A 20,137-nucleotide genomic window follows, 5' to 3' on the forward strand; every position below is an offset into this window, starting at 1 on the left:
CTCGAACCGAACCGAGGGCGTCATCGGCGTTCAATTCGAATCGACGTGAATCGGTTCGATGATCACCCAGTTCAGCGTGGTATTGCTTTCCCCAGCCGCTTGTCCAATCTGAATCGTTAGCCGTTCGTCGGTGATTTCAGTCTGGACCTGCACCTCGTGATAGCCGCCCGCCATCGTATCAACCGACTCCGCGACGGATACTCCCTCGATTCGGACATTTTGATTCAATTGCTCGTGATCGGAATCCCCCAAACAAATCGTGACCCGGTACTTCCCGTTCGCCAAACTTCGTTCCCAGGTATCTTCGGTTCGCGTGAAGACGAATCCGTCGCGAAGCGAATCCTCCAATACGGCTCGAAAACGAGTATTCGCCGAGAGGTCGCGAGCCCAGCCATATCCGACTTTTTCGTCAAACAGACCTCCGCAGTCTTTATAAAACCCGTCGGGAACCGTAGCACCAGCCGAGGTAAAATCGAACCGCTCCGCTCGCTCTGCCAAAACGGGTTCAGCATCAGGGATTCCGTCTTGATTGGCTTCGATTTTCCACAGCGTCTTCCCCGGAGTGAAGGGCAGGGGATCTTGAACATCGGCGATGCCATCGTCGTCCGCATCCCCGGCGGCTTTCCAAGTTCGTTTTGGAGTCGGCTGCTTTTTCAGTTCATTCCACAATGCAACGGCGAATTCTTGACGGGATCCTTTCCGTTCGATGTCGATTGAAACGGGCTCGTACCCGCTTGCCTGCAGACGTTCGATAACCTGTTGGCACCACGCTGCGGTCGCGTCCTCGTCTGGCTGAAAACTTGTCTCTCTGGCGGAAAGCGGTAACAAACGGCGTAGTGCCAAGTGCTGAATTGCCGCAAACCCGTCATCATACGGATCGACGTCGCCGAATGGCCAAATCACCAATCCAGCTCCATTCTCAACGTCCAGCAGGCCCTCCCAGATCTCCGCCATCGCCTCGGCGTCAAACGCCAGCGAACCGGCTGTTTCATCCCGTTTCAAACCGATCGCGGCCACGGCACCTGCAGCTTGGCCGACCGCCATCGATTGATCGTGCAAGCGGCACGACGATCCAACGATACTGGTGTAACCGAGATTTTTCTGAGCCCCCAGCAGACCGGTGGTTTTGACGGGGACCAAACTGCGAAGCGGAAAGACCGCACGGCCGGTTCCCCCATTCCCAAATCGTCGGTTCCCACGAAACCTCGCGTCCCAAGGGCCCGCGGCTCCTTCATCTGACAACCAGTGACGCGCCGTGGGATGGAAATCCAATTCAAACTGCCAAGCGAAGAGGGCATCGGGGAACATCGCATTGGCATAGTACGAACGCCCCCCAAATCCCAAGACCTCTTGTTCTTTGACGATATGTTTTGCAACCAAGCGAAGCCCTTCGCGGATGTACGGCTTGGGTGGCATTCGATCCGCGGTCTGGAATTCTTCACTTAAAGCCAGACGCCGGAACTTCGGAAAGGAGGACTGCAAATAATACAGATACTGCAGCGAATGATTTTTAGCATCGGCGAAAACGATTTCGCGCTGGTTGGAAGTCAATTCAACCAAGTTCTTCTTGGAGGCTCCCGCTTCGGTTGCTTCCAAGGCTGCGGCAACCTTCGCGGGCCAAACGTCCACGGGATAATCAATGTTGGGGTTGTTGATCAGGAGGACGTCGGGATGCTCGATTTGCGAAAAATGTTTCGCATCGACTAAGCGGCGAGTCGAATAGGCGAACTCCTCTTCAATCCAGTTCCAAGTCCCTAGAAAACGCCGTTTGTCGTATCCCTCTGGTTTCGCAATCCGCGTCTCCTCCGGCTGTTCGACGACAATCATGCAGTAGGTGATCGGATTCATGTCGGTCGGCGGATCCCCCGATGCCGGAGCCCCCGGTTCTCCAAATTCGTCCTTCGCATCGATTCCAAAATCGTACGCGGAACCCGACGCCTTGATCACGTCCCCCCAGTCGCTCGCGTCGATCGTCATCGGCGCACGAACGGTTAATTTGTTTTCGGGATCATCCTGCGAATGAAAGACAACTCCGGTCAATCGTTCGTTCGCCATCAACGCTTTGGCGACAACAAAGTCGGAATAGCGTTGGATCTGCCCGGTTTTCTCATAAGGTGCAAGCAGGTGCAAAAAGGCGTCGCGGGAGACTTCTGGACGGGCCGTCGTGATCACACGGGTATTACCGGGACGCTTGACGCCTGCATACCGACGGGCATTCTCGTTTTCAATCCAGTCAATGGTTTCGCGAAACAGTCCGGAACGAGGGACGGGTACCGAACCGTCATATCCGTGGGCACGATTTTCATCGATTGCCCCCAACGCTTCCGCACTGAACTGGCCTCCAACCCATTCGATGTCATTGACGATCACAATGTGTTTGATTCCCATTCGGGCCGCTTGCACCGCAGCCGCACATCCCGATTCGGTCCCACCGACGATCAACAAGTCCGCATCGACCTGAACGTTCTCGCGTCCTTCGCCCGGTTCATCGAATCCCCATCCGATCGCACAAAAAACGATCAGCCCCAGTCCCAGAATCAGACGCAACATCAATACGACTCCTTATGCGATACATCGACAGCAACCATGGTAGCCTCCCGCACAACAAAAGCGGCCGGATAGGGACCTCGACAGAGTCAGGGTTTTGCCAAAAACCGCACGCCAACCGAGCGGAGAGGGGGGTCCAGTCTATCGAACTCTGATCCGCGGGGCGCGCTACGACGCACACGACTGCTCTTATCGCAAACACCCAATGTCATCCGGTCCAGCCTAGTCCGGCGGCCTCTTCGGAGCGCGTTTGGTTTAACGTCTATTTCGATATGGAGTTTCCGCCATACGGACGAACCGAAAAAAATCATCCAGACGAGCGACCGACTTTGCTCAGGCGGTCCCGATTTCAGCCTCATTTCTCGGGACGTGAAATTTATTGGTGACGGATGACCGGTCTGTCCACGCTCTGGCAAGCGTAGCCACGCGACTGCCATAGCTATCGTCGCCAGACGGTGCTTCCTGCGACCTTATCCCTCTTCTAAAAACATCCCTTACTGATTTCATGTCCCCCGAAATACCTGCTAAACCAAGCATGAGACGGTTTTGAGCGGTGATTTGTCTTGACGGTTGAGCCACAGACAGGATACACCCCACGGATGGTGATCCCTCGCTCGATAGCCGTCCTGCTGGTTTTAATCCCTGTCATGACAGGGTGTGGATCGCTGCTGAAGAGCCGCTACGCGATGGACGATCCCGTTTATGCTGAAAAATACCAGGACGGAGCCGAGAAAGGAGACTTGGCCGGCAAACTAAAACAATCGGTTGATGCGCGCCACGTTTCCGGTCTTGGTGGTCCCTTCGTTTCCGGCGGGGCTCAGTTTCGTGGCAAAGGAGAGAGTGCCTTGGCTGGGGCCGAAGTCGGTTATGAGAGCTACGGAAGCAGCTGGCACAGCTCCAGAATCAGCCTTTCCGGATTTGTGGGACACGAGGACTGGTTCGCTGGCCTGGATACGGGCGTTCGCCTGCAACTACCCGCTCGCGTCACGCCGTTTGTCGGCGTCGGGACCTTCAATGGGCTGTCCACGACACGTGAAGACGCAACGGATGACGGCGTCGATAATGATGACGATGGCAGGACCGATGAACGGGGCGAAACCAAAACAGAGCCAGATGCCTGGCTGAGCAGCGTCTATCCGGAGGTGGGACTGCATTTCTGGCCAACAGGAAAATCACGACTGACGTTCTACTCGCGATACCTGGTCACGACTGAAGGCCGCGACAGTGATGATTGGTTGACCGGATTCCAGTACTCGGTCTTCTCCCGGTAAACACCCGCCTGGCGTCTAAAAGACTGCGACATTGGCTGATTGGCCACATTTCAAAAACGCTCCACCTGCGCCTCGATTTTCGCTACAATAGGAGCCCCACCTCGCAGCCTCCGTCCCGCCCCACTTGCTGTTCGCCGCTTATGTTTTCGCGTTTCACATGCCTACTGCTCGGGCTGTTTATCGTTTGCACCCAAGGTCCCGCTCTGTGTGCTGACCAACCCAATGCGGATGGCGTCGAATTCTTCGAACGGAAAATCCGCCCCCTCTTCGCGGAACACTGTTTCTCATGCCACTCCGCCGATGCGAAAACGGTCCATGGCAGCTTGCTGCTTGATACCGCTACGGGTTTGGCCGCTGGCGGCGACAGCGGAGAAACAATCGATCGCGAAAACCCACTGGACAGTTTGCTGATCGAATCGATCCACTACGACGGTGGCATCCAAATGCCTCCCAAAGGCAAACTGGATGACCAAGCGATCGCGGACATCGAACACTGGGTTCAACTAGGGGCACCCTTTCCCGCCTCCAGTGAAACCGAGGCCGACAAACGCCCGAACGGGGAAATTGATTTTGCCGCGGGGCGTCAGTTCTGGTCCTTTCAACCGCTTCGCGAACTGCCATTGCCGACCGTCCAGAACCCTTCCTGGGCCAGAAATCGCATCGACACCTTTCTGTTGGCGAAGATGGAACAACAGGATCTTCAACCGTCCCCACCAGCGGAACCACTTACCTTGGTTAGACGGTTGTACTTTGACCTGACCGGATTGCCTCCGACTCCCGATCAAGTGAAAGCCTTCCTGGAGGACGATTCACCGAAAGCCTACGAACGCTTGGTCGACGAATTACTGGACACACCTGCCTACTCCGAGAAGTGGGCCCGCTGGTGGCTGGACATGTCGCGCTACACCGATCGCACCGCCAGTTGGTTACCCAAAACGACCAAGGCTCACCTCTATCGCGACTGGGTAATCGAAGCCTTTCAATCGGACATGCCCTATGACGATTTTGTTCGCCGTCAATTGGCAACCGACTTCCTTGATTCGACCGGCCCCGAAGATACGCCGGCACTCGGCTTCCTGGCCCTCAGCCCGGCTTACTGGAAAGAGCTGAAGTTGCCGTGCGAGATTATTCGCGTCATTGTGGCGGACGAATGGGAGGAACGCGTCGATGCGGTATCGCGAACCTTCTTGGGTTTGACCGTCGCCTGTGCCCGTTGCCACGATCACAAGTTTGATCCGATCAGCACCGAGGACTATTACGCAATGGCCGGGATCTTCGCGAGCACCCGAATCGCTGAGCGACCGATGATCGAAGCGGAACGGTTTGCACCCGTTCAGATCGCACGTGAAAAGGTTGGCAAGCTGGAAACGGAACTGGCAAAACTGAAAAAAGCCAAACCGCTCCCCAAAGAAAAGATCGACCAACTGACCGCTGACATCAAACAAATTAAATCTTCGACGCCAGACTTTGACACTCCGATGGCAAACGCTTTGGTTGAGGAAGCCACCTACGTCGTGCGAGCCGGTAAAACGCCTCAAGAGGGGACGCGTCTGGAATACCGACCGGGACCACGCGACCTCCCCGCCTTCATTCGCGGCAATCCCAATCGCCCTGGCCCGATTGTTCCGCGGCAATTTCTGCAAGTTCTATCCGAATCCCCCCAGCCCTATCAGCAGGGCAGCGGTCGTCTGGAACTTGCCGATTCAATCCTCGAAGAAGCGGCTCCGTTGACCGCTAGAGTCCTTGTCAATCGGATCTGGTTAGCCCATTTCGGTCAAGGGATCGTCGCCACACCAAGCAACTTCGGAAACCAAGGCGAACGGCCAAGCCATCCCGATCTACTGGAAGACCTTGCCGGCAGGTTCATCAAAAATGGTTGGTCAATGAAACGACTGCACCGTGAAATCGTGCTGTCGGCAGCTTGGCAACAATCCTCGATGCCGGAAGCGACGCGGGAACAGAAGGATCCGAGCAACCGGTGGCTCTCGCGAATGAACCGTCGTCGGCTCTCCTTCGAAGAGTGGCGTGACGCGATGCTGTACGCAAGCGATGTACTGGACAGCAAAATCGGTGGTCCATCGATCGAACTAGATTCCTCCGCCAACCGCCGACGAACGGTCTATGCAACGATCAACCGTCGAGACATGTCCTCGACTTTGATGGTGCACGATTTCCCCGATCCAACGCAGCACAGCCCACAGCGAGTCGCCACGACCACCGCCCTGCAGGCACTCTACTCGCTGAACGGCCCGCTCCTTGCAGAACAGGCAAGTGCACTGGTCGAACGCTTCAAGACCGAACAAATCGACGAAGACGGTCCAAGGATTGAACGCCTTTACCAGTTGCTCTTCGGGCGTGCGCCGACCGACCACCAAAAACAGCTGGGATTATCTTTTCTTGGCGATCCCCAATCCAAAGAACACTCCGACCGCTGGCTGCAATACGCTCAGGTCTTATTGGCTTCCAACGAATTCATTTTCATCGACTGAGGACCGTCCCATGAACCACAATCAACAGGCCTCAACGAACCTCGGCCGCCGACAAATCCTCCAGCAGCTTGGAGGTGGAATGGGGATGCTAGGCGCTTCGCAGCTGTTTGCCTCGACGCCCCCAACACCGACGAATTTTCAGATTTCACCAGGCGTTCACTTTCCAGCGAAGGCTAAGCGGGTCATTCATCTGTTCATGAATGGCGGCCCCTATCAAGGCGATTTCTTTGACCCGAAACCCGCGTTAAAGAAATACGAAGGGACAAAACCAAAGGGTGCCGACCTGCTGACCGAACGTCCCACCGGAGGCCTTTTTCCCTCACCATTTAAATTCAAGAAACATGGTGAAAGCGGCCTGCAGGTTAGCGAGCTCCTGCCGAAACTGAGCCAACATATCGACGACATCTGCGTCCTCAATTCGATGCATGCCGACAACCCCAATCACGGGCCTGCATTACTGCAGATGAACAATGGCACCATCATCCCCACGCGTCCAAGTATGGGAGCTTGGTTCCTGTATGGACTGGGGAGTGAAAATGCAAACTTACCGGGCTACATCGTCCTTTGCCCCGGTCGTCCGGTCCGCTTTTCGATCCTCTGGAACAGTGCCTTTCTGCCATCCAAGTTTCAGGGAACGTACATCAATCACTCGACGATTCAGCCGGAGAAAATGATTCCGCACCTTAGCAATACACGTTGGAAACCGGAATCGCAGCGAGAGCAACTTGATCTGTTGCAGCAATTGAACGCGGAACATGTTCACCAAAGAGGCGACGATTCAGAAATCGGAGCTCGCATGGAGGCAATGGAAACCGCTTATCGGATGCAATTTGAAGCGAGCGAAGCGTTTGATCTGAACCGCGAAACGCAGACGACTCGCGATGCCTACGGGGAAGGGCACTTCTCCAACGGTTGCTTGCTGGCTCGGCGCATGGTCGAACGAGGCGTCCGCTTTGTACAGGTCTACTACGGCAACGGTCAACCGTGGGACACTCACAGCAAACACAATGAAACGACTCCGAAACTATGCAAGGCGATCGACCAACCGATTGCCGCTTTGCTGGGCGACCTAAAACAACGCGGGTTGCTGGAAGACACACTAGTCGTATGGGGAGGCGAATTCGGGCGAACGCCAACATCCGAAAGTGGTAGTGGACGCGATCACAACCATCACGGATTCACGATGTGGATGGCAGGTGGCGGAGTCAAAGGTGGCATGACCTACGGAGAAACCGACGAGTTCGGTTTCAAAGCGGTCGTCGATAAAATGCACGTTCATGACCTCCACGCCACCATGCTCCATTTGCTGGGATTAAATCACGAACAACTAACCTACCGCCACGCCGGCAGAGACTTCCGCCTAACGGACGTCCACGGCCGAGTCGTCAAAGAGATCCTGGCATAGCTTGCAGAGGTGAACTCGTACCATCGACCGGAGCGTAAGGAAGGCGATGCAACAAGCTCAGGTGCATCGGCTTCCCAGAATACCAAGATCGTAAAACGCTGCGATCCATCGACGTTCGCATCGGACAACGACTCCTAAAGTCGTCGCCTTCTGATCCGCGAGTGCGGATGATGAAAGGCGTTCTTTCGCTTCCGACGATACCGACGGCACATGACGCAGCGGGTTGAGATTTTCTGGTGCCTCGCGTTAATTAGCGTAGTGGACGAGGCCACGAGTCCGGCAAAATGGGACTCGTGGCCTCGTCCACTACGCCAGTTATGGCTTCCCAACAGCGTTGACACTGTCATCTTCGGTTGACGCATTACGCCGGAGTTTTTCCCGCTTGGAAATGGCGGCTGGCAATCTTGGATTGTTTTTTTACGCGATTCTACAAGGGAAACGGCTGTATCTGAGCGATCCACAGAACCTTCGTTTGATAACACGGCACGTTGATTGCGTTAGGTCTCTCACATGTTACCCATGGATAGGATTGGTCTTTGACTCACAATCTGGAGGTAGACATGTATTCAACAGATACCAGATCCCTTGGGAAGGCTCAGCGAGGTTTTACGGCGCGAGTTGGAGGATGGACTCAGAGGGAACGATTACTCGGCCATCTTCTTTTAATGGCTCTACTTGGAATCGCCCTTACCCTTCGTGCGGCACTCTAGTTCCCGCCCAGTATGGACCGATCGGTTTTCCGCCGAACGGTCCCTTCCTCTTTTATATTTTGTTTTGATATTTGACCATGAACTCTCCTTCTCCACTACCGATGAGCCCTCAAATCATTACGGCATCCCAGGTCGACGTGACTCGGCTTCAGCACCTTCTGACCACGGAGTTTGCCGCTTCGATCGGGGCAGCGCGTCCGCACATTCAAAACCTGACGCTCAAGCTATCCTCTGCCAATGTCGTCGAAGCTAGCGCGATTCCGGCGGACATCGTTACGATGAATTCAACCATTAAGCTTTGCGACTTGGATAACCACGAAGTCGATACTTACACGCTCGTCTATCCTGAGGAAGCGTGTATCGCCGAGGGAAAACTATCGATCCTTTCGCCCCTTGGATCGATCTTGTTAGGCAGCCGCGCTGGCGAGAATGTGACCTGCCGTGTCGCTGATCGGGAAAGCCGAAAGCGGATCGAAAACATTTCGTTTCAACCGGAACGCGCCGGAGCGTTTCATCTATAAACCGCACGCGTGGAATACGGTCCGCACAAGACGTGACCGTAAGCCTAGGGAAGCATTTCCCAAAATTTTCAGCGATCCCATCGGTTCTATGGCAGGTCGCTCATTAACAAGCAGTCCGAACTTAGCAGTCCGTTAGAAACTCTTAATCGCCGCGGTCCCTGCTAGATTCATTCAAGGCTCCTCTTAGCTGCCCGGTACTTCGCATCCGACAACGCGTGGTAACACGACTTGGAAACAGGTCCCTTCGCCAAGTTTACTAATCACTTCGATACCGCCTCCCATCGCGTCAATTAGACTTCGCGACACCGACAGACCGAGCCCCATCCCTTGTCGCGGGATTTCGGTCTTCGTTGAAAAGAACGGATCGAAAATATGAGGCAGCACATCGGCCGCGATCCCGGCTCCTTGGTCTCTCACACGAATGATCAGTTTTTCCGAAGTGGTATGAAGCTCGATCGTTACCCGGTCTCCTGGTTGCGACGCCTGAAGCCCATTGTGTAACAGGTTTAGCAAAACCTGCTTAAGTTCTCCTTCACGTAACACGACCTCCGTTTCCTCCAATGAATCGACCGGCACCGTGTCCCCCACCGTCAACCAGATGGAAACCCCTTGCTTCGTGACCATTCGCAAATCGGTTGCCGGAATCGGCTCATCCGAATCCTCCGTCCGATCTTCCGAATCAGCTGACGACCGAGGTCCCCCCGGGCTTCCATCCAACACCCCACCTGGCGAACAGCCTTTCATTGCGGCAGGCTCCAAAAGTGAAACAACCTCAAGCAGGGACCGCCGCACGCAAAACCGTGCCGGCTGCTGCTGACTCGGTCGATAAAGCTGATACATTTGATGGGTGATATTGCCAATTCGCTCGATTTCGTCATCGATCAAATCCAGCATGTTGTAATACTTGGAATCCGGCGAAAGGCTGGACTTAATCAGTGCAAAGGCATTTCGAATCCCCGCCAATGGGTTATTTACTTCGTGGGCCACCCCCGCGGCCAATTCCCCTAACGCCGCCAACCTTTCCATTTTTCCGCGGTGTTTCTCCAATTCGACAATCCGAGCGGTCCGTTCTTGTACCAGTTGTTCTAGGTGCTCGTTATGCAATTTCAACTGCTCACGCATCATCTGGCGTTCCGAGATATCGCGGACACTTGCCCGAATCCCCAGATACTCATTCCGAGAGCTATACATCGGCTGCCATGCGACGGCCATCCACGGTTTACTGCCATCACGGTGCCGAACCTGGAATTCAATATCGGTTTCGCTTCTCGCCTGCTGCGCGTCCTGTACAATTCGTTCCACACGCCCATGATGCTGGGGGAGAATCAACGGAAGCGGATAGTCGTTCATCGCCAAACATTCTTCCGGCGTGTATCCGGTCAACTTTTCGACCGCCGAATTAACCCATAACAATTGTCCCGTCGGGGCGAACCAACTTTCCCAGTCGTATGTATATTCAGCGATGGCTCGGTAAAATTCTTCACCGATCGGTTGCATGTTACTCGGCAGACCACGCCCCGGATTTTCGTCGCGAATCTCTTCCTTGCCAGCCACTTTCTGTCCCCGTTCTCAGTACCAATTTAGGAAAAGTCCAATTCAATGAAGCGTCCCCGCCAAGCTAGAATCCTAATCGCTGACGATGAGCCGCTTTATCTTCAAACCACGGGCGAGCTCCTTCGTAACGAAGGCTACCACTGCACCTGTGTTTCGGACGCAAATGCAGCGATTCAGGCACTCCAAAACGAGCCCTTCGATCTGCTGCTTTCGGATCTTAGCATGCCGGGAAACATGAAACTTGAACTGCTCAAAGAAAGTCGCAGCAAGCATGCCCATGTCCCGCTCATTGTGATTACCGGAGTCCCCTCGCTGCCGACCGCAATCGAGAGCATCCGCTTGGGGATCGCGGACTACCTGCTGAAACCAGTCAAGCTGGAAGACCTGCTGGGCAGTGTCCAACGTGCCCTTCGTCAAGCTGAAATCAGTGCCCCGAAGACGACTACCGAAACCTCTGAAACGTCGCCCCCGTCCGCCCCGAATGCTACCGACCGCATCAACGTGGAATCGTCAGCGTTCGCTGAAATCATCGGCGAAAGCAAACCGATGAAAGATCTGACCGAGATCATTCAGCGGGTCGCGGACTCAAACGCCAATGTGCTGCTCACTGGCGAAAGCGGGACCGGCAAGGAGGTGATCGCCAAGGCAATTCACCGGCTTAGCGCTCGACATGCAGCTCCGTTTCAAGTCATCGACTGCACCGCGGTTCCGGATTCCCTATTCGAATCCGTTTTGTTTGGGCACATCAAGGGCTCATTTACCGGGGCGGTCAAAGACCAAACAGGTCTGTTAACCGAAGCAGACAAAGGGACCACCTTTTTTGATGAGCTGGGTGAGTTACCGTTAGGATCGCAAGCGAAACTTCTAAGAGCCATCCAGGAGCAAACGTTTACGCCTCTCGGGACCTCGAAACCGGTGACCGTCGACACAAGGTTCATCTGCGCGACCAACCGTTCGCTCGCAAACGAAGTCGACGCAGGGCGATTCCGTCGTGACCTCTACTACCGTCTGGCCGTCATCCATATCGATATCCCGACTTTACGCGACCGGAGCGAAGATATCCCTCTGCTTGCGAATCATTTCCTCAAAAGACTCCGTCCCCCTGAATCGAACATTGAAGGGTTTTCGAAAGAAGCGCTGGAACGTCTTCAGTCCTATCCATGGCCTGGAAACATCCGCGAACTTCGCAACGTCGTCGAACGAGCGCTCGCACTGGTCCGAACGTCGACGATCGAGGTTTCCGACCTTCCGCAAACATTGCGCAACGACCTGCCAACCCCGCTTTCGGCCATCCAAGACCTGACCGAAATCTCGCGCGATGAAGCGATGGAGAGCGCCGAGCATGAATACCTGATCAAGCTGATCACAAAACATGCAGGCAATATCTCGCAATCCGCACGGCAAGCAGGCCTCTCCCGACAAGGGCTGGACAAACTGCTCAAGCGTCACAAAATTCGAGCCGCCGAATTTCGCCCATAGTCGCCTTACACTCAGGACGTGAAATTTTTTGGTGACGGACTAGCGATCTCCGAAGCGGTTTGCATTGCTTCTGCCCGTCATTGAATGAGGCTGACTCTCTGGGCCAGCAGGCAGTCGAAATTCCAACCCGCTGCGTAAGCGAGGGATCGGGGCCACGCTCTGCAATCCCTCGATTACGCAGCGGGTGGGGATTTTCTGATGCATCGCCGCACAGCAGCGACCTCACTCGGAAACCGTCACCTGCTTGATTTCATGTCCCAAGCGAAAGGCAACAATCACAAAAAAGCTGGACAGCGGCATACCCGCCCGTTAGACTCTGCACAATCGATTGTGCAAAACCCTTACGAACCATCCAAAGGTCTAATTTCCACCATGAGTTCCCGCCCCACCACCGTCACACTGAAACAGGTAGCTGCCGCTGCCGGAGTCAGTGTTTCCGTGGCGTCACGGGTGCTTAATGGACATGCCAAGGCGTATCGCATTAGCGATCAAACCGAGCAGCAGGTGCGTGGGATCGCCAGCGAGCTTGACTTCCGTCCCAGTCAGATCGCGCGGTCGCTACGCTTACAAAAATCGAAAATGATCGGGGTGGTGATTCCGGATCTTTCGAACCCGTTTTTCGCGGCGATCTCACGCGAGATTGCCTTGGCCGTCGAAGCGGAAGGCTTTAGCGTCCTGGTCGCGGACAGTCGCGAAACAACCTCCATCGAACAAGAGCTGACGGGCGAACTGCAATCGCGGCAAGTCGAAGGACTGGTCGTCTGTCCTGTCGGCGTCGACGGATCCCACCTCCTAACCGTGCATCAGTCCGGGTTGCCGATCGTGTTGGTCGACCGCGGGTTCCCTGATTTCCCCATGATGCAGGTCACGTCCGACCACCGACGCGGGTCGGAGCAGGCGGCCGAACTACTGCTCGCCCAAGGTCACCGGACCATCGGAATCCTGCAAGGCCTGCCGGGAACCCTACCGAACGAAGAGAGGCTTGGCGGGCTACGGGAAACTTTACAGCGACACGATTTGAAATGGGATGCGGATCTGGTCGACGGCGATAACTTCACCGAGCAGTCCGGGTACGAATCAACGCACCGTTTGCTTTCTAAACGCCCTGACATCACCGCGTTGTTCGCTTTAAGCACCCCCAACGCGATGGGCGCCCTACGAGCCACACAGGAACAGGGGATCCAAGTCCCCGATGAACTATCGATCGTTTCGTTCGATGATTCTCCCTACTCCGACCTGATGGCCGTCCCCCTGGCGACGGTTTGCCAAGACGTTCCTAGGATTGGAAAACAGGCCGCGGCATTGATCATCCAATCGATCCAAGCCAAAAGCCCTCCCAAATTTGAAATTCACCAAGTTACCACCAAAATTGTCAAACGTTCCTCTATTGCAAAGGCTTCACCACGATGACGCGATTGACCGCTTTACTAACCTGTCTACTTTTTACCGGTGCGTCGCTGCACTTGCAGGCTGAAGACAGCCCCACGCAGCCGATTCCGATTATCTTTGACACCGATTTCGGCAACGACTGCGATGACGCACTTGCGCTTGGCGTGATCCATGCATTGCAGTCACGCGGCGAATGCGATCTGATCGCAGTGACGCTTACCAAAGATCACGAACTGGCCGCCTCCGGGGTCGACGCGATCAATACGTTTTATGGACGAGGCGACATCCCCATCGGAGTCTGCGACAGTGGCGTGACCAGTGCGGAAGGCAAATTCAACGCCTTCGCAAATTCCAAGACGGATGGCAAACTGAACTACCCACACGATCTGCTGTCCGGCAAATCGGCTCCGGATGCCGTCTCGGTTCTTCGCAAAGCCCTCGCTGGGCAAGCCGACGGTTCGGTCGTCATCGCTCAAGTCGGTTTTTCGACCAACCTCGCCAACCTACTTGATTCTCCCGCAGACAAGTACAGCAAACTAACCGGATTGGAATTGATTAAGAAAAAGGTCCGCCTGCTGTCGGTGATGGCTGGCGCGTTCCCCTTGCCGGACAATCCACTGGCACACTTGAAGGGCCATGGCGAATACAACATCGCGAAGGATATTCCTGCGGCACAGAAACTTGCCAAAGAATGGCCAACGCCAATTGTCTGGAGCGGTTACGAAATCGGTGTTGCCCTCCCTTATCCACACGAGAGTATTGAACAGGACTACGACTACGTCACGCATCATCCTATTGCGGATGCCTATCGTCGTTTCCAACCGCCACCACACAACCGTCCTACCTGGGATTTAACGTCCGTCCTGCACGCGATTCGTCCCGACCGCGGCTACTTCAAAACCTCTGAAGCCGGCACCGTCGCGATCGCTGACGATGCAGTCACCACCTTCAAACCGTCTGCCAATGGTCGTGATACGTTTCTGATTTTAGATCCGAAACAGACTCCAGCAACGTTGGAAGCCCTGGTTCAGTTATCCAGTCAGCCGCCAAGCAACCTTGCCCCCACGTCTGCTGAGTAAAACGGATGGAAGCCAAAACATCGCGGCGTCCCAAGATCACGGTTTTGGGATCGATCAACATGGACCTAGTCGTCCGCTGCAGATCGTTCCCGAATCCGGGACAAACGATCCTTGCGGAATCGTCGACCGAGTTCTGTGGTGGCAAAGGTGCAAACCAAGCGGTCGCCGCTGCCCAAGCCGGTGCGGACGTCACGATGATTGGGCGGGTGGGAAGCGATTCTTTCGCGGACCGCCTGCTGCAGAACCTGAAGGATCACCATATCGGGACCGAAAACGTCCAGCGAATCGCCGACGGCGCAAGCGGGATGGCGATTATCTCGCTGGATCGTTCCGGCCAAAATTCGATTACCGTCGTCCCGAATGCGAACCTAGAACTATCGGAAACCGATGTCGAATCGTATCGGGACGTCATCGCGGCAAGTGATGTGTTGATGCTGCAATTGGAGGTTCCGATCCAGACCGTGATCGCCGCGATCCGGATTGCGAAACAGTCGGGGGTTCGTGTCATGCTTGACCCGGCTCCCGCACCTCATGACTTTCCCAGCGACCTGCTGGATGTCGATTTGCTCTGTCCCAACCAAAGCGAAACCTCACAATTAACCTCGCTGCCAGCCGAATTGATCGAGCAAGCGAAGGTAGCCGCGAACCAACTGCGGTCACAAGGTTGCCAGAATGTCGCGATCACGCTTGGCGACCAAGGGACCTATCTTTCCAGTCCGACCTACGAAGGGCAATTGCCCGCTTTCACCACCAACGTCGTCGACACGACAGCCGCCGGAGACGCATTTGCCGGGGTCTTGGCCACCTGCTGGGCCCAGCAAAAATCTCTTCCCGAAGCCGTCCGTTACGCGAATGCCGCAGGAGCCATTGCGGCTTCGCGACTTGGTGCCCAATCCAGTATGCCCTCTTGGCAAGAAATTGAACAATTAGTGAGCTCCCAATCATGAAACGTTACTGCAATCACCCCGCCGCGTACGCTCTGATTTTCTTCTCAGCGGTCTTACTGATTGGCTGTAGCAAGGGGACCGATCAAGGGAACGCCCCCGGTTCGCCCCAAGACCCAGATGCCACCGACAAGCCTCGTGTCGCGCTGATCATGAAATCGTTGGCGAACGAGTTCTTCGCGACGATGGCGGAAGGGGCAAAGGAACATGAACGCGAACATGCGGACCAGTACTCACTGGTCGTCAATGGCATCAAAGACGAACGCGACCTCAGTCGCCAAGTCGCTTTGGTGGAAGAAATGGTCGCCAGCGGAGTCTCGGCGATCGTGATCGCACCGGCGGATTCCAAAGCCCTGGTGCCAGCGCTTAGGCGAGCCCAAAAAGCGGGCGTGGTGGTGATCAATATCGACAATCGATTGGACGCGGAAATTTTGGAACAAGAATCGGTTTCGATTCCCTTTGTCGGTCCTGACAACCTGGCCGGAGCCAAGAAAGTAGGAGATTATTTGGCCAAAAACCGGACCGGTGACAAGGTTCTCATTCTGGAAGGAATCCGAACCTCCTTCAACGCTCAACAACGCTTAAAAGGATTCCAAGCGGCGATGGAAGAGGCCGGAATGGAAATCCTCGATAGCCAGTCAGCCGAATGGGAAATGAGCAAAGCGAATACGATCGCCTCTTCGATGTTAAGCGAACACCCCGAAGCGACCGCGATCCTTGCGGCCAATGATTCGATGGCCCTGGGCGCGATTGCGGCGGTAAAAAATGCTGGCAGAACGGGCGAAGTTCAAATTGTTGGGTTCGATAACATCACCGCCATCCAACAAGCCATCCGTGAAGGAAAGGTCTTGGCGACCGCCGACCAACATGGCGATCAATTAGCGGTCTATGGAATCGAAGCGGCGTTACAGCAGATCGCCGATCAAGAAAAAGGCGAAGACCAAGAAACGCCGGTTGATTTGATCCACAAAGAAAACTTGGATCAATAAAAACATGCCCGATCCCCAGGATGCGACCGGTAACCTGACCGGTCCACTGCTGACCACCGACAAACTTTGCAAACGTTATGGTGACGTGACGGTCCTGCGCGACGTTTCGCTGACCATTCGAGCGGGTGAGATCCATGCGCTCCTGGGGGCAAACGGAGCAGGGAAGAGCACCTTCAGCAAAATCATTAGTGGGCTGATTGCGTCGTCCGGCGGATCGATGCAGTTGGCGGGGAATTCGTTTATTCCTCACAACAAACAGGACTCCGAAGCAAACGGTATTCAAATCGTTCAGCAGGAACTGAGCCTGATCCCCACGCTTTCGATCGCTGAAAACCTTTTCCTGGCGAACCTTCCCACCAAATTTGGCATTCTGGACAACCGCCGTTTGCACGCGGATGCTCGTAAAGCCCTCGACCGCTTCGACCTTCAAGAACTGGATACGCATACCAAAGTCGAAACGCTTGGCGTGGGGCACCAGCAAATGATCGAAATTGCCGCGGCGCTTGCCCAGCGCTGCCGGTTGCTGATCTTGGACGAACCGACCGCCGCGCTCTCAGGCAAAGAAGCCGCCCACCTATTCAAACACCTCAAACGGCTGCGCAACGAGGGTGTGGGGATCATCTACATCAGTCACCGCCTGGCGGAGATTTCAGAACTGAGCGACCAAGTCACGGTCCTCCGCGATGGCAAACAGGTTTCGACGCAGCCAACCGATTCGATCACCACCGATCAAATGGTCGATTTGATGAGTGGGACGCAACCGACCAACAGCGAAGAACACACGTCCTACTGCAGCCAAGAACCTGCGTTGCGAGTCCGCAGCCTTTGCACCGCTGTCATCCACGACGTTTCCTTCGAAGTCTATCGAGGCGAGCGACTGGGGATCACCGGTTTAGTGGGATCCGGACGCACCGAACTGCTGCGAGCAATCTTCGGAGCCGACACCGCGACCGCCGGTCAAATTTTTCTTCAGTCCAGCGATCGACCGCAGCGTTTCCAACATCCCAGTCAAGCGACCGCAGCCGGTTTGGCAATGGTCACCGAGGATCGCAAACAAAACGGATTGCTGCTGCCAAAGTCGATTTCAATCAATACAACGCTGTGCAGCATGCAACGCAAGTTTTCTCGGTTTGGCCTGATTCAGCAATCCGCAGAAATCGCCGTCGCCGAAGAAATGCGAGCGCAATTGGACACCCGTTGCGACAGCATTTATCAAGCGGTCGGAACGTTAAGTGGTGGTAACCAACAGAAGGTCGCAATTGCCAAATGGTTGGTTCGCGACGCCGAACTATTTCTTTTCGACGAACCGACACGTGGTATCGATGTTGCGGCTCGCCGACGAATCTATCGACTGTTCGAAACGCTTGCCGCAGACCAAAAGGGACTGGTCATTGTCAGCAGTGATTTTGAAGAGCTATCAGCAACGTGCGACCGAATCGCAGTGATGTCCAAAGGCAGGCTAGTGGCAATTTTTAAACGAGGCGAATGGACCCAAGAAAACATCATGCAGGCCTCTTTCTCGGAATACCTTAAATGAACCAACATCGACTTACAGCCAACCTGGTTCAGCATGTCGGACTGATTTCGGTCCTGTTGGTACTGATCGGGATCTTCAGTGCCTGCAGCGACAACTTTTTTCAAACCTCGACGCTGTTCTCGATCGCGAACCAGGTTCCGGCCCTCACCTTTTTAGCGGTAGGAATGACCCTGGTCTTGATCGTCGGCGGGATCGATCTCTCCGTCGGATCCCTGCTTGCGCTTTCCGCAGCCGTCCTCGGGGTTTTGATGGCCAAGTACAACTGGCATCTTGGGACGGCCTTGCTGGCCGCCATGTTTGTCTCCGGGTGCTGCGGCTGGGTCAATGGATTTATCTCGATTCGGTTTGGCATCCCATCCTTCATTGTTACTTTGGGGATGCTGCAGATCGCCCGAGGCAGCACCAAGGGAATTACGGAATCGCAATCGATTTTCATCGGCAGCCGAGTCGAATGGTTTGCCCAACCGCTGGAGGGGATCTCGCTTTCACCCGCCTTTGTGGTTGCCGTGTTGGCGGTGATCGCGGGCCAATTCATTCTGTCGCGAACGGTGTTTGGACGTTACTGCATCGCGATCGGTACAAACGAAGAAGCGGTTCGGATGTCCGGCATTCGTGTGGCCCCCTACGCGATCGCGGTCTTTGCCATGAACGGAGTTCTCTGTGGCCTAGCTGGATTCACGCAGACGTCGTTGATGTCGACCGCCGATCCAAACGGTGGCGTCGGGATGGAACTGGACGCGATTGCGGCTTGTGTGATCGGAGGCACAAGCCTGATGGGCGGACGGGGAAGCGTCGTCAGCTCTTTCCTTGGAGTCCTGATCATTCAGGTACTACAATCGGGCTTGGCCCAAGTCGGCGTCTCCGATGCCAACAAACAAATCATCACTGGTACCGTCATCGTGATTGCGGTCTTATTGGACGCCTTGAGAACCCGTTGGGGAAAATCGAAATGATCCGTTCTTGCATACTTAGTTTGCTGGTCAGCAGTTTCTGCATCCCGTCAGTCTTTGGCCAGGCCAAGCCACCTGTGCCGATCATTTTCGACACCGATATCACCGGGGATGTGGATGATGTCCTGGCGCTGGCGATGCTTCATACGCTGGCGGACCGCCAAGAGTGCACGTTGGAAGCGGTCACGATTTCGAAAATTAATCCGCTTACAGCTCCTTTCGTAGACGCCGTCAACACATTTTACGGCCGTCCGGACATTCCGATCGGGGTCACTCGCGATGCCCAGGAACGTGACAGTAAATACCTTCACCTAGTCGAACAAAAGGATGGAGACGATTTTCGCTATCCACATGACCTACTTTCCAGTGACGACGCTCCCGACGCGGTCACGGTCCTTCGCAAAACGCTCGCCGCTGCCGACGACGGGTCGATCGTCATTGTCCAAGTCGGATTAGGATCCAACCTCTCGGAATTGCTCGATTCGCCCGCGGATAAAATCAGTGATTTGAGCGGCCTGGATTTGATCAAGAAGAAGGTGCGGTTGGCTTCGGTCATGGCAGGGGGCTTTCGACCGGTAAAAGGACAACCGCACTTCCTGGAAGCCAACGTCCGCAACGGGATAGAATCGATGCGGAACTTTGCCGCGAAATGGCCGAACGAAGTCCCGGTCGTCTGGAGCGATTATTTGATCGGAGTTGCCGTCCCTTATCCTCGCAGCAGCATCCGGAATGACTTTCGTTATCAAACGCCGCACATCGTCCCGGAATCTTACCTTCTCTACTGCGGCCCCGACCACAACCGGCCGACCTGGGACTTAACCAGCGTCCTTTACGCCGTCCGTCCCAACGAAAACTATTTTGGACTTTCCGAACCCGGAAACGTCGAAGTGGAAGCCGACGGATTTACGACGTTCACCCCCGAGAAAAATGGTCGTGACCGTTATCTAACGTTGAATGCGGTTCAAATTCCAAGAGTCATCGAAGCTCAACGTTCGCTGGTCAGCCAGCCCCCCCAGGCAAAATGAACCAGCGACGACGCGTCCTTAAATCGACGGCTGTGAATTCGCCAACGGATTCCGCTTGTCAGCGACAATGCGATCATCGATAAAATCTGTAGAAAACAGCATTTCCGCCGCTTATTTGTTGCGTTCGTGGCGCGGAGGTCTCACAATGCCAGTCCGGTGTACAATGGGTGTCCGCTCACGCGGATACCCTACCTAAATGACGTATCGTTTCGTTACCGAAACGGCGGCGATCCAGTTTGTCGGTTAAC

Annotated in this window: 14 protein-coding genes; 12 read left to right on the plus strand and 2 right to left on the minus strand. The window is 55.0% G+C overall.

The genetic code is table 11. The features are described 5' to 3' along the window. Positions 1-30: 30 nt before the first annotated feature. A complete protein-coding gene (locus tag FF011L_RS14565; RefSeq protein WP_145352390.1) occupies positions 31-2,550 on the minus strand; it encodes an FAD-dependent oxidoreductase in 2,520 nt (839 codons plus the stop codon). A gap of 560 nt (positions 2,551-3,110) precedes the next feature. Here FF011L_RS14565 and FF011L_RS14570 point away from each other — a divergent pair. From FF011L_RS14570 to FF011L_RS14585, 4 genes are all read left to right on the plus strand, one after another. Then, positions 3,111-3,818, plus strand: a complete 708-nt coding sequence (locus tag FF011L_RS14570) for a hypothetical protein (protein ID WP_246109419.1) — start codon at positions 3,111-3,113, stop codon at positions 3,816-3,818. A 140-nt stretch (positions 3,819-3,958) separates the two neighbouring features. Beyond that, positions 3,959-6,307, plus strand: a complete 2,349-nt coding sequence (locus FF011L_RS14575; protein WP_145352391.1) for a PSD1 and planctomycete cytochrome C domain-containing protein — start codon at positions 3,959-3,961, stop codon at positions 6,305-6,307. Positions 6,308-6,317: 10 nt separating this feature from the next. Further along, positions 6,318-7,712, plus strand: a complete 1,395-nt coding sequence (locus tag FF011L_RS14580) for a DUF1501 domain-containing protein (protein ID WP_145352392.1) — start codon at positions 6,318-6,320, stop codon at positions 7,710-7,712. Positions 7,713-8,499: 787 nt separating this feature from the next. Further along, positions 8,500-8,943, plus strand: a complete 444-nt coding sequence (locus FF011L_RS14585) for a GreA/GreB family elongation factor (RefSeq protein WP_246109420.1) — start codon at positions 8,500-8,502, stop codon at positions 8,941-8,943. Between the two features lie 183 nt (positions 8,944-9,126). On the opposite strand, the gene FF011L_RS26345 is transcribed toward FF011L_RS14585, so the two are convergent. Continuing rightward, a complete protein-coding gene (locus FF011L_RS26345) occupies positions 9,127-10,497 on the minus strand; it encodes a two-component system sensor histidine kinase NtrB (RefSeq protein ID WP_218932637.1) in 1,371 nt (456 codons plus the stop codon). A gap of 45 nt (positions 10,498-10,542) precedes the next feature. Between FF011L_RS26345 and FF011L_RS14595 the strand changes: the two genes are divergently transcribed. From FF011L_RS14595 to FF011L_RS14630, 8 genes are all read left to right on the plus strand, one after another. Further along, positions 10,543-11,976 (plus strand): sigma-54-dependent transcriptional regulator, encoded by a 1,434-nt coding sequence (locus tag FF011L_RS14595; RefSeq protein WP_145352393.1) that lies wholly within the window; start codon positions 10,543-10,545, stop codon positions 11,974-11,976. Positions 11,977-12,348: 372 nt separating this feature from the next. Next, complete coding sequence (locus FF011L_RS14600) at positions 12,349-13,386, plus strand: LacI family DNA-binding transcriptional regulator (protein ID WP_145352394.1); 1,038 nt, start codon at positions 12,349-12,351, stop codon at positions 13,384-13,386. Next, positions 13,383-14,444, plus strand: coding sequence for a nucleoside hydrolase (locus FF011L_RS14605; RefSeq protein ID WP_145352395.1), 1,062 nt, complete (start codon positions 13,383-13,385; stop codon positions 14,442-14,444). The genes FF011L_RS14600 and FF011L_RS14605 overlap by 4 nt, the downstream gene beginning before the upstream one ends. A gap of 5 nt (positions 14,445-14,449) precedes the next feature. Further along, on the plus strand, positions 14,450-15,391 hold the full coding sequence (gene rbsK / locus FF011L_RS14610; RefSeq protein WP_145352396.1) for a ribokinase: 942 nt from the start codon (positions 14,450-14,452) through the stop codon (positions 15,389-15,391). After that, complete coding sequence (locus FF011L_RS14615; protein ID WP_145352397.1) at positions 15,388-16,377, plus strand: sugar ABC transporter substrate-binding protein; 990 nt, start codon at positions 15,388-15,390, stop codon at positions 16,375-16,377. The genes rbsK and FF011L_RS14615 overlap by 4 nt, the downstream gene beginning before the upstream one ends. 4 nt (positions 16,378-16,381) lie before the next feature. After that, positions 16,382-17,914 carry a sugar ABC transporter ATP-binding protein gene (locus tag FF011L_RS14620; RefSeq protein WP_145352398.1) on the plus strand — a complete coding sequence of 511 codons (1,533 nt, stop codon included), beginning with the start codon at positions 16,382-16,384 and terminating at the stop codon, positions 17,912-17,914. Continuing rightward, positions 17,911-18,867, plus strand: a complete 957-nt coding sequence (locus tag FF011L_RS14625; RefSeq protein ID WP_145352399.1) for an ABC transporter permease — start codon at positions 17,911-17,913, stop codon at positions 18,865-18,867. The genes FF011L_RS14620 and FF011L_RS14625 overlap by 4 nt, the downstream gene beginning before the upstream one ends. Next, positions 18,864-19,889 (plus strand): nucleoside hydrolase, encoded by a 1,026-nt coding sequence (locus FF011L_RS14630; protein WP_145352400.1) that lies wholly within the window; start codon positions 18,864-18,866, stop codon positions 19,887-19,889. The genes FF011L_RS14625 and FF011L_RS14630 overlap by 4 nt, the downstream gene beginning before the upstream one ends. The last annotated feature ends 248 nt before the right edge of the window (positions 19,890-20,137 follow it).

Origin of the sequence: Roseimaritima multifibrata (assembly GCF_007741495.1) — a bacterium.
GTDB classification, from domain to species: domain Bacteria; phylum Planctomycetota; class Planctomycetia; order Pirellulales; family Pirellulaceae; genus Roseimaritima; species Roseimaritima multifibrata.

Bases quoted from the DNA above. Each gene is read 5' to 3' on its own strand.
- FF011L_RS14605 (WP_145352395.1), top strand. From the start codon at position 13,383: ATGACGCGATTGACCGCTTTACTAACCTGTCTACTTTTTACCGGTGCG.
- FF011L_RS14585 (WP_246109420.1), top strand. From the start codon at position 8,500: ATGAACTCTCCTTCTCCACTACCGATGAGCCCTCAAATCATTACGGCA.
- FF011L_RS14580 (WP_145352392.1), top strand. From the start codon at position 6,318: ATGAACCACAATCAACAGGCCTCAACGAACCTCGGCCGCCGACAAATC.
- FF011L_RS14630 (WP_145352400.1), top strand. From the start codon at position 18,864: ATGATCCGTTCTTGCATACTTAGTTTGCTGGTCAGCAGTTTCTGCATC.
- FF011L_RS14620 (WP_145352398.1), top strand. From the start codon at position 16,382: ATGCCCGATCCCCAGGATGCGACCGGTAACCTGACCGGTCCACTGCTG.
- FF011L_RS14625 (WP_145352399.1), top strand. From the start codon at position 17,911: ATGAACCAACATCGACTTACAGCCAACCTGGTTCAGCATGTCGGACTG.
- FF011L_RS14595 (WP_145352393.1), top strand. From the start codon at position 10,543: ATGAAGCGTCCCCGCCAAGCTAGAATCCTAATCGCTGACGATGAGCCG.
- FF011L_RS14575 (WP_145352391.1), top strand. From the start codon at position 3,959: ATGTTTTCGCGTTTCACATGCCTACTGCTCGGGCTGTTTATCGTTTGC.
- FF011L_RS14600 (WP_145352394.1), top strand. From the start codon at position 12,349: ATGAGTTCCCGCCCCACCACCGTCACACTGAAACAGGTAGCTGCCGCT.
- FF011L_RS14615 (WP_145352397.1), top strand. From the start codon at position 15,388: ATGAAACGTTACTGCAATCACCCCGCCGCGTACGCTCTGATTTTCTTC.
- rbsK (WP_145352396.1), top strand. From the start codon at position 14,450: ATGGAAGCCAAAACATCGCGGCGTCCCAAGATCACGGTTTTGGGATCG.
- FF011L_RS14565 (WP_145352390.1), bottom strand. From the start codon at position 2,550: ATGTTGCGTCTGATTCTGGGACTGGGGCTGATCGTTTTTTGTGCGATC.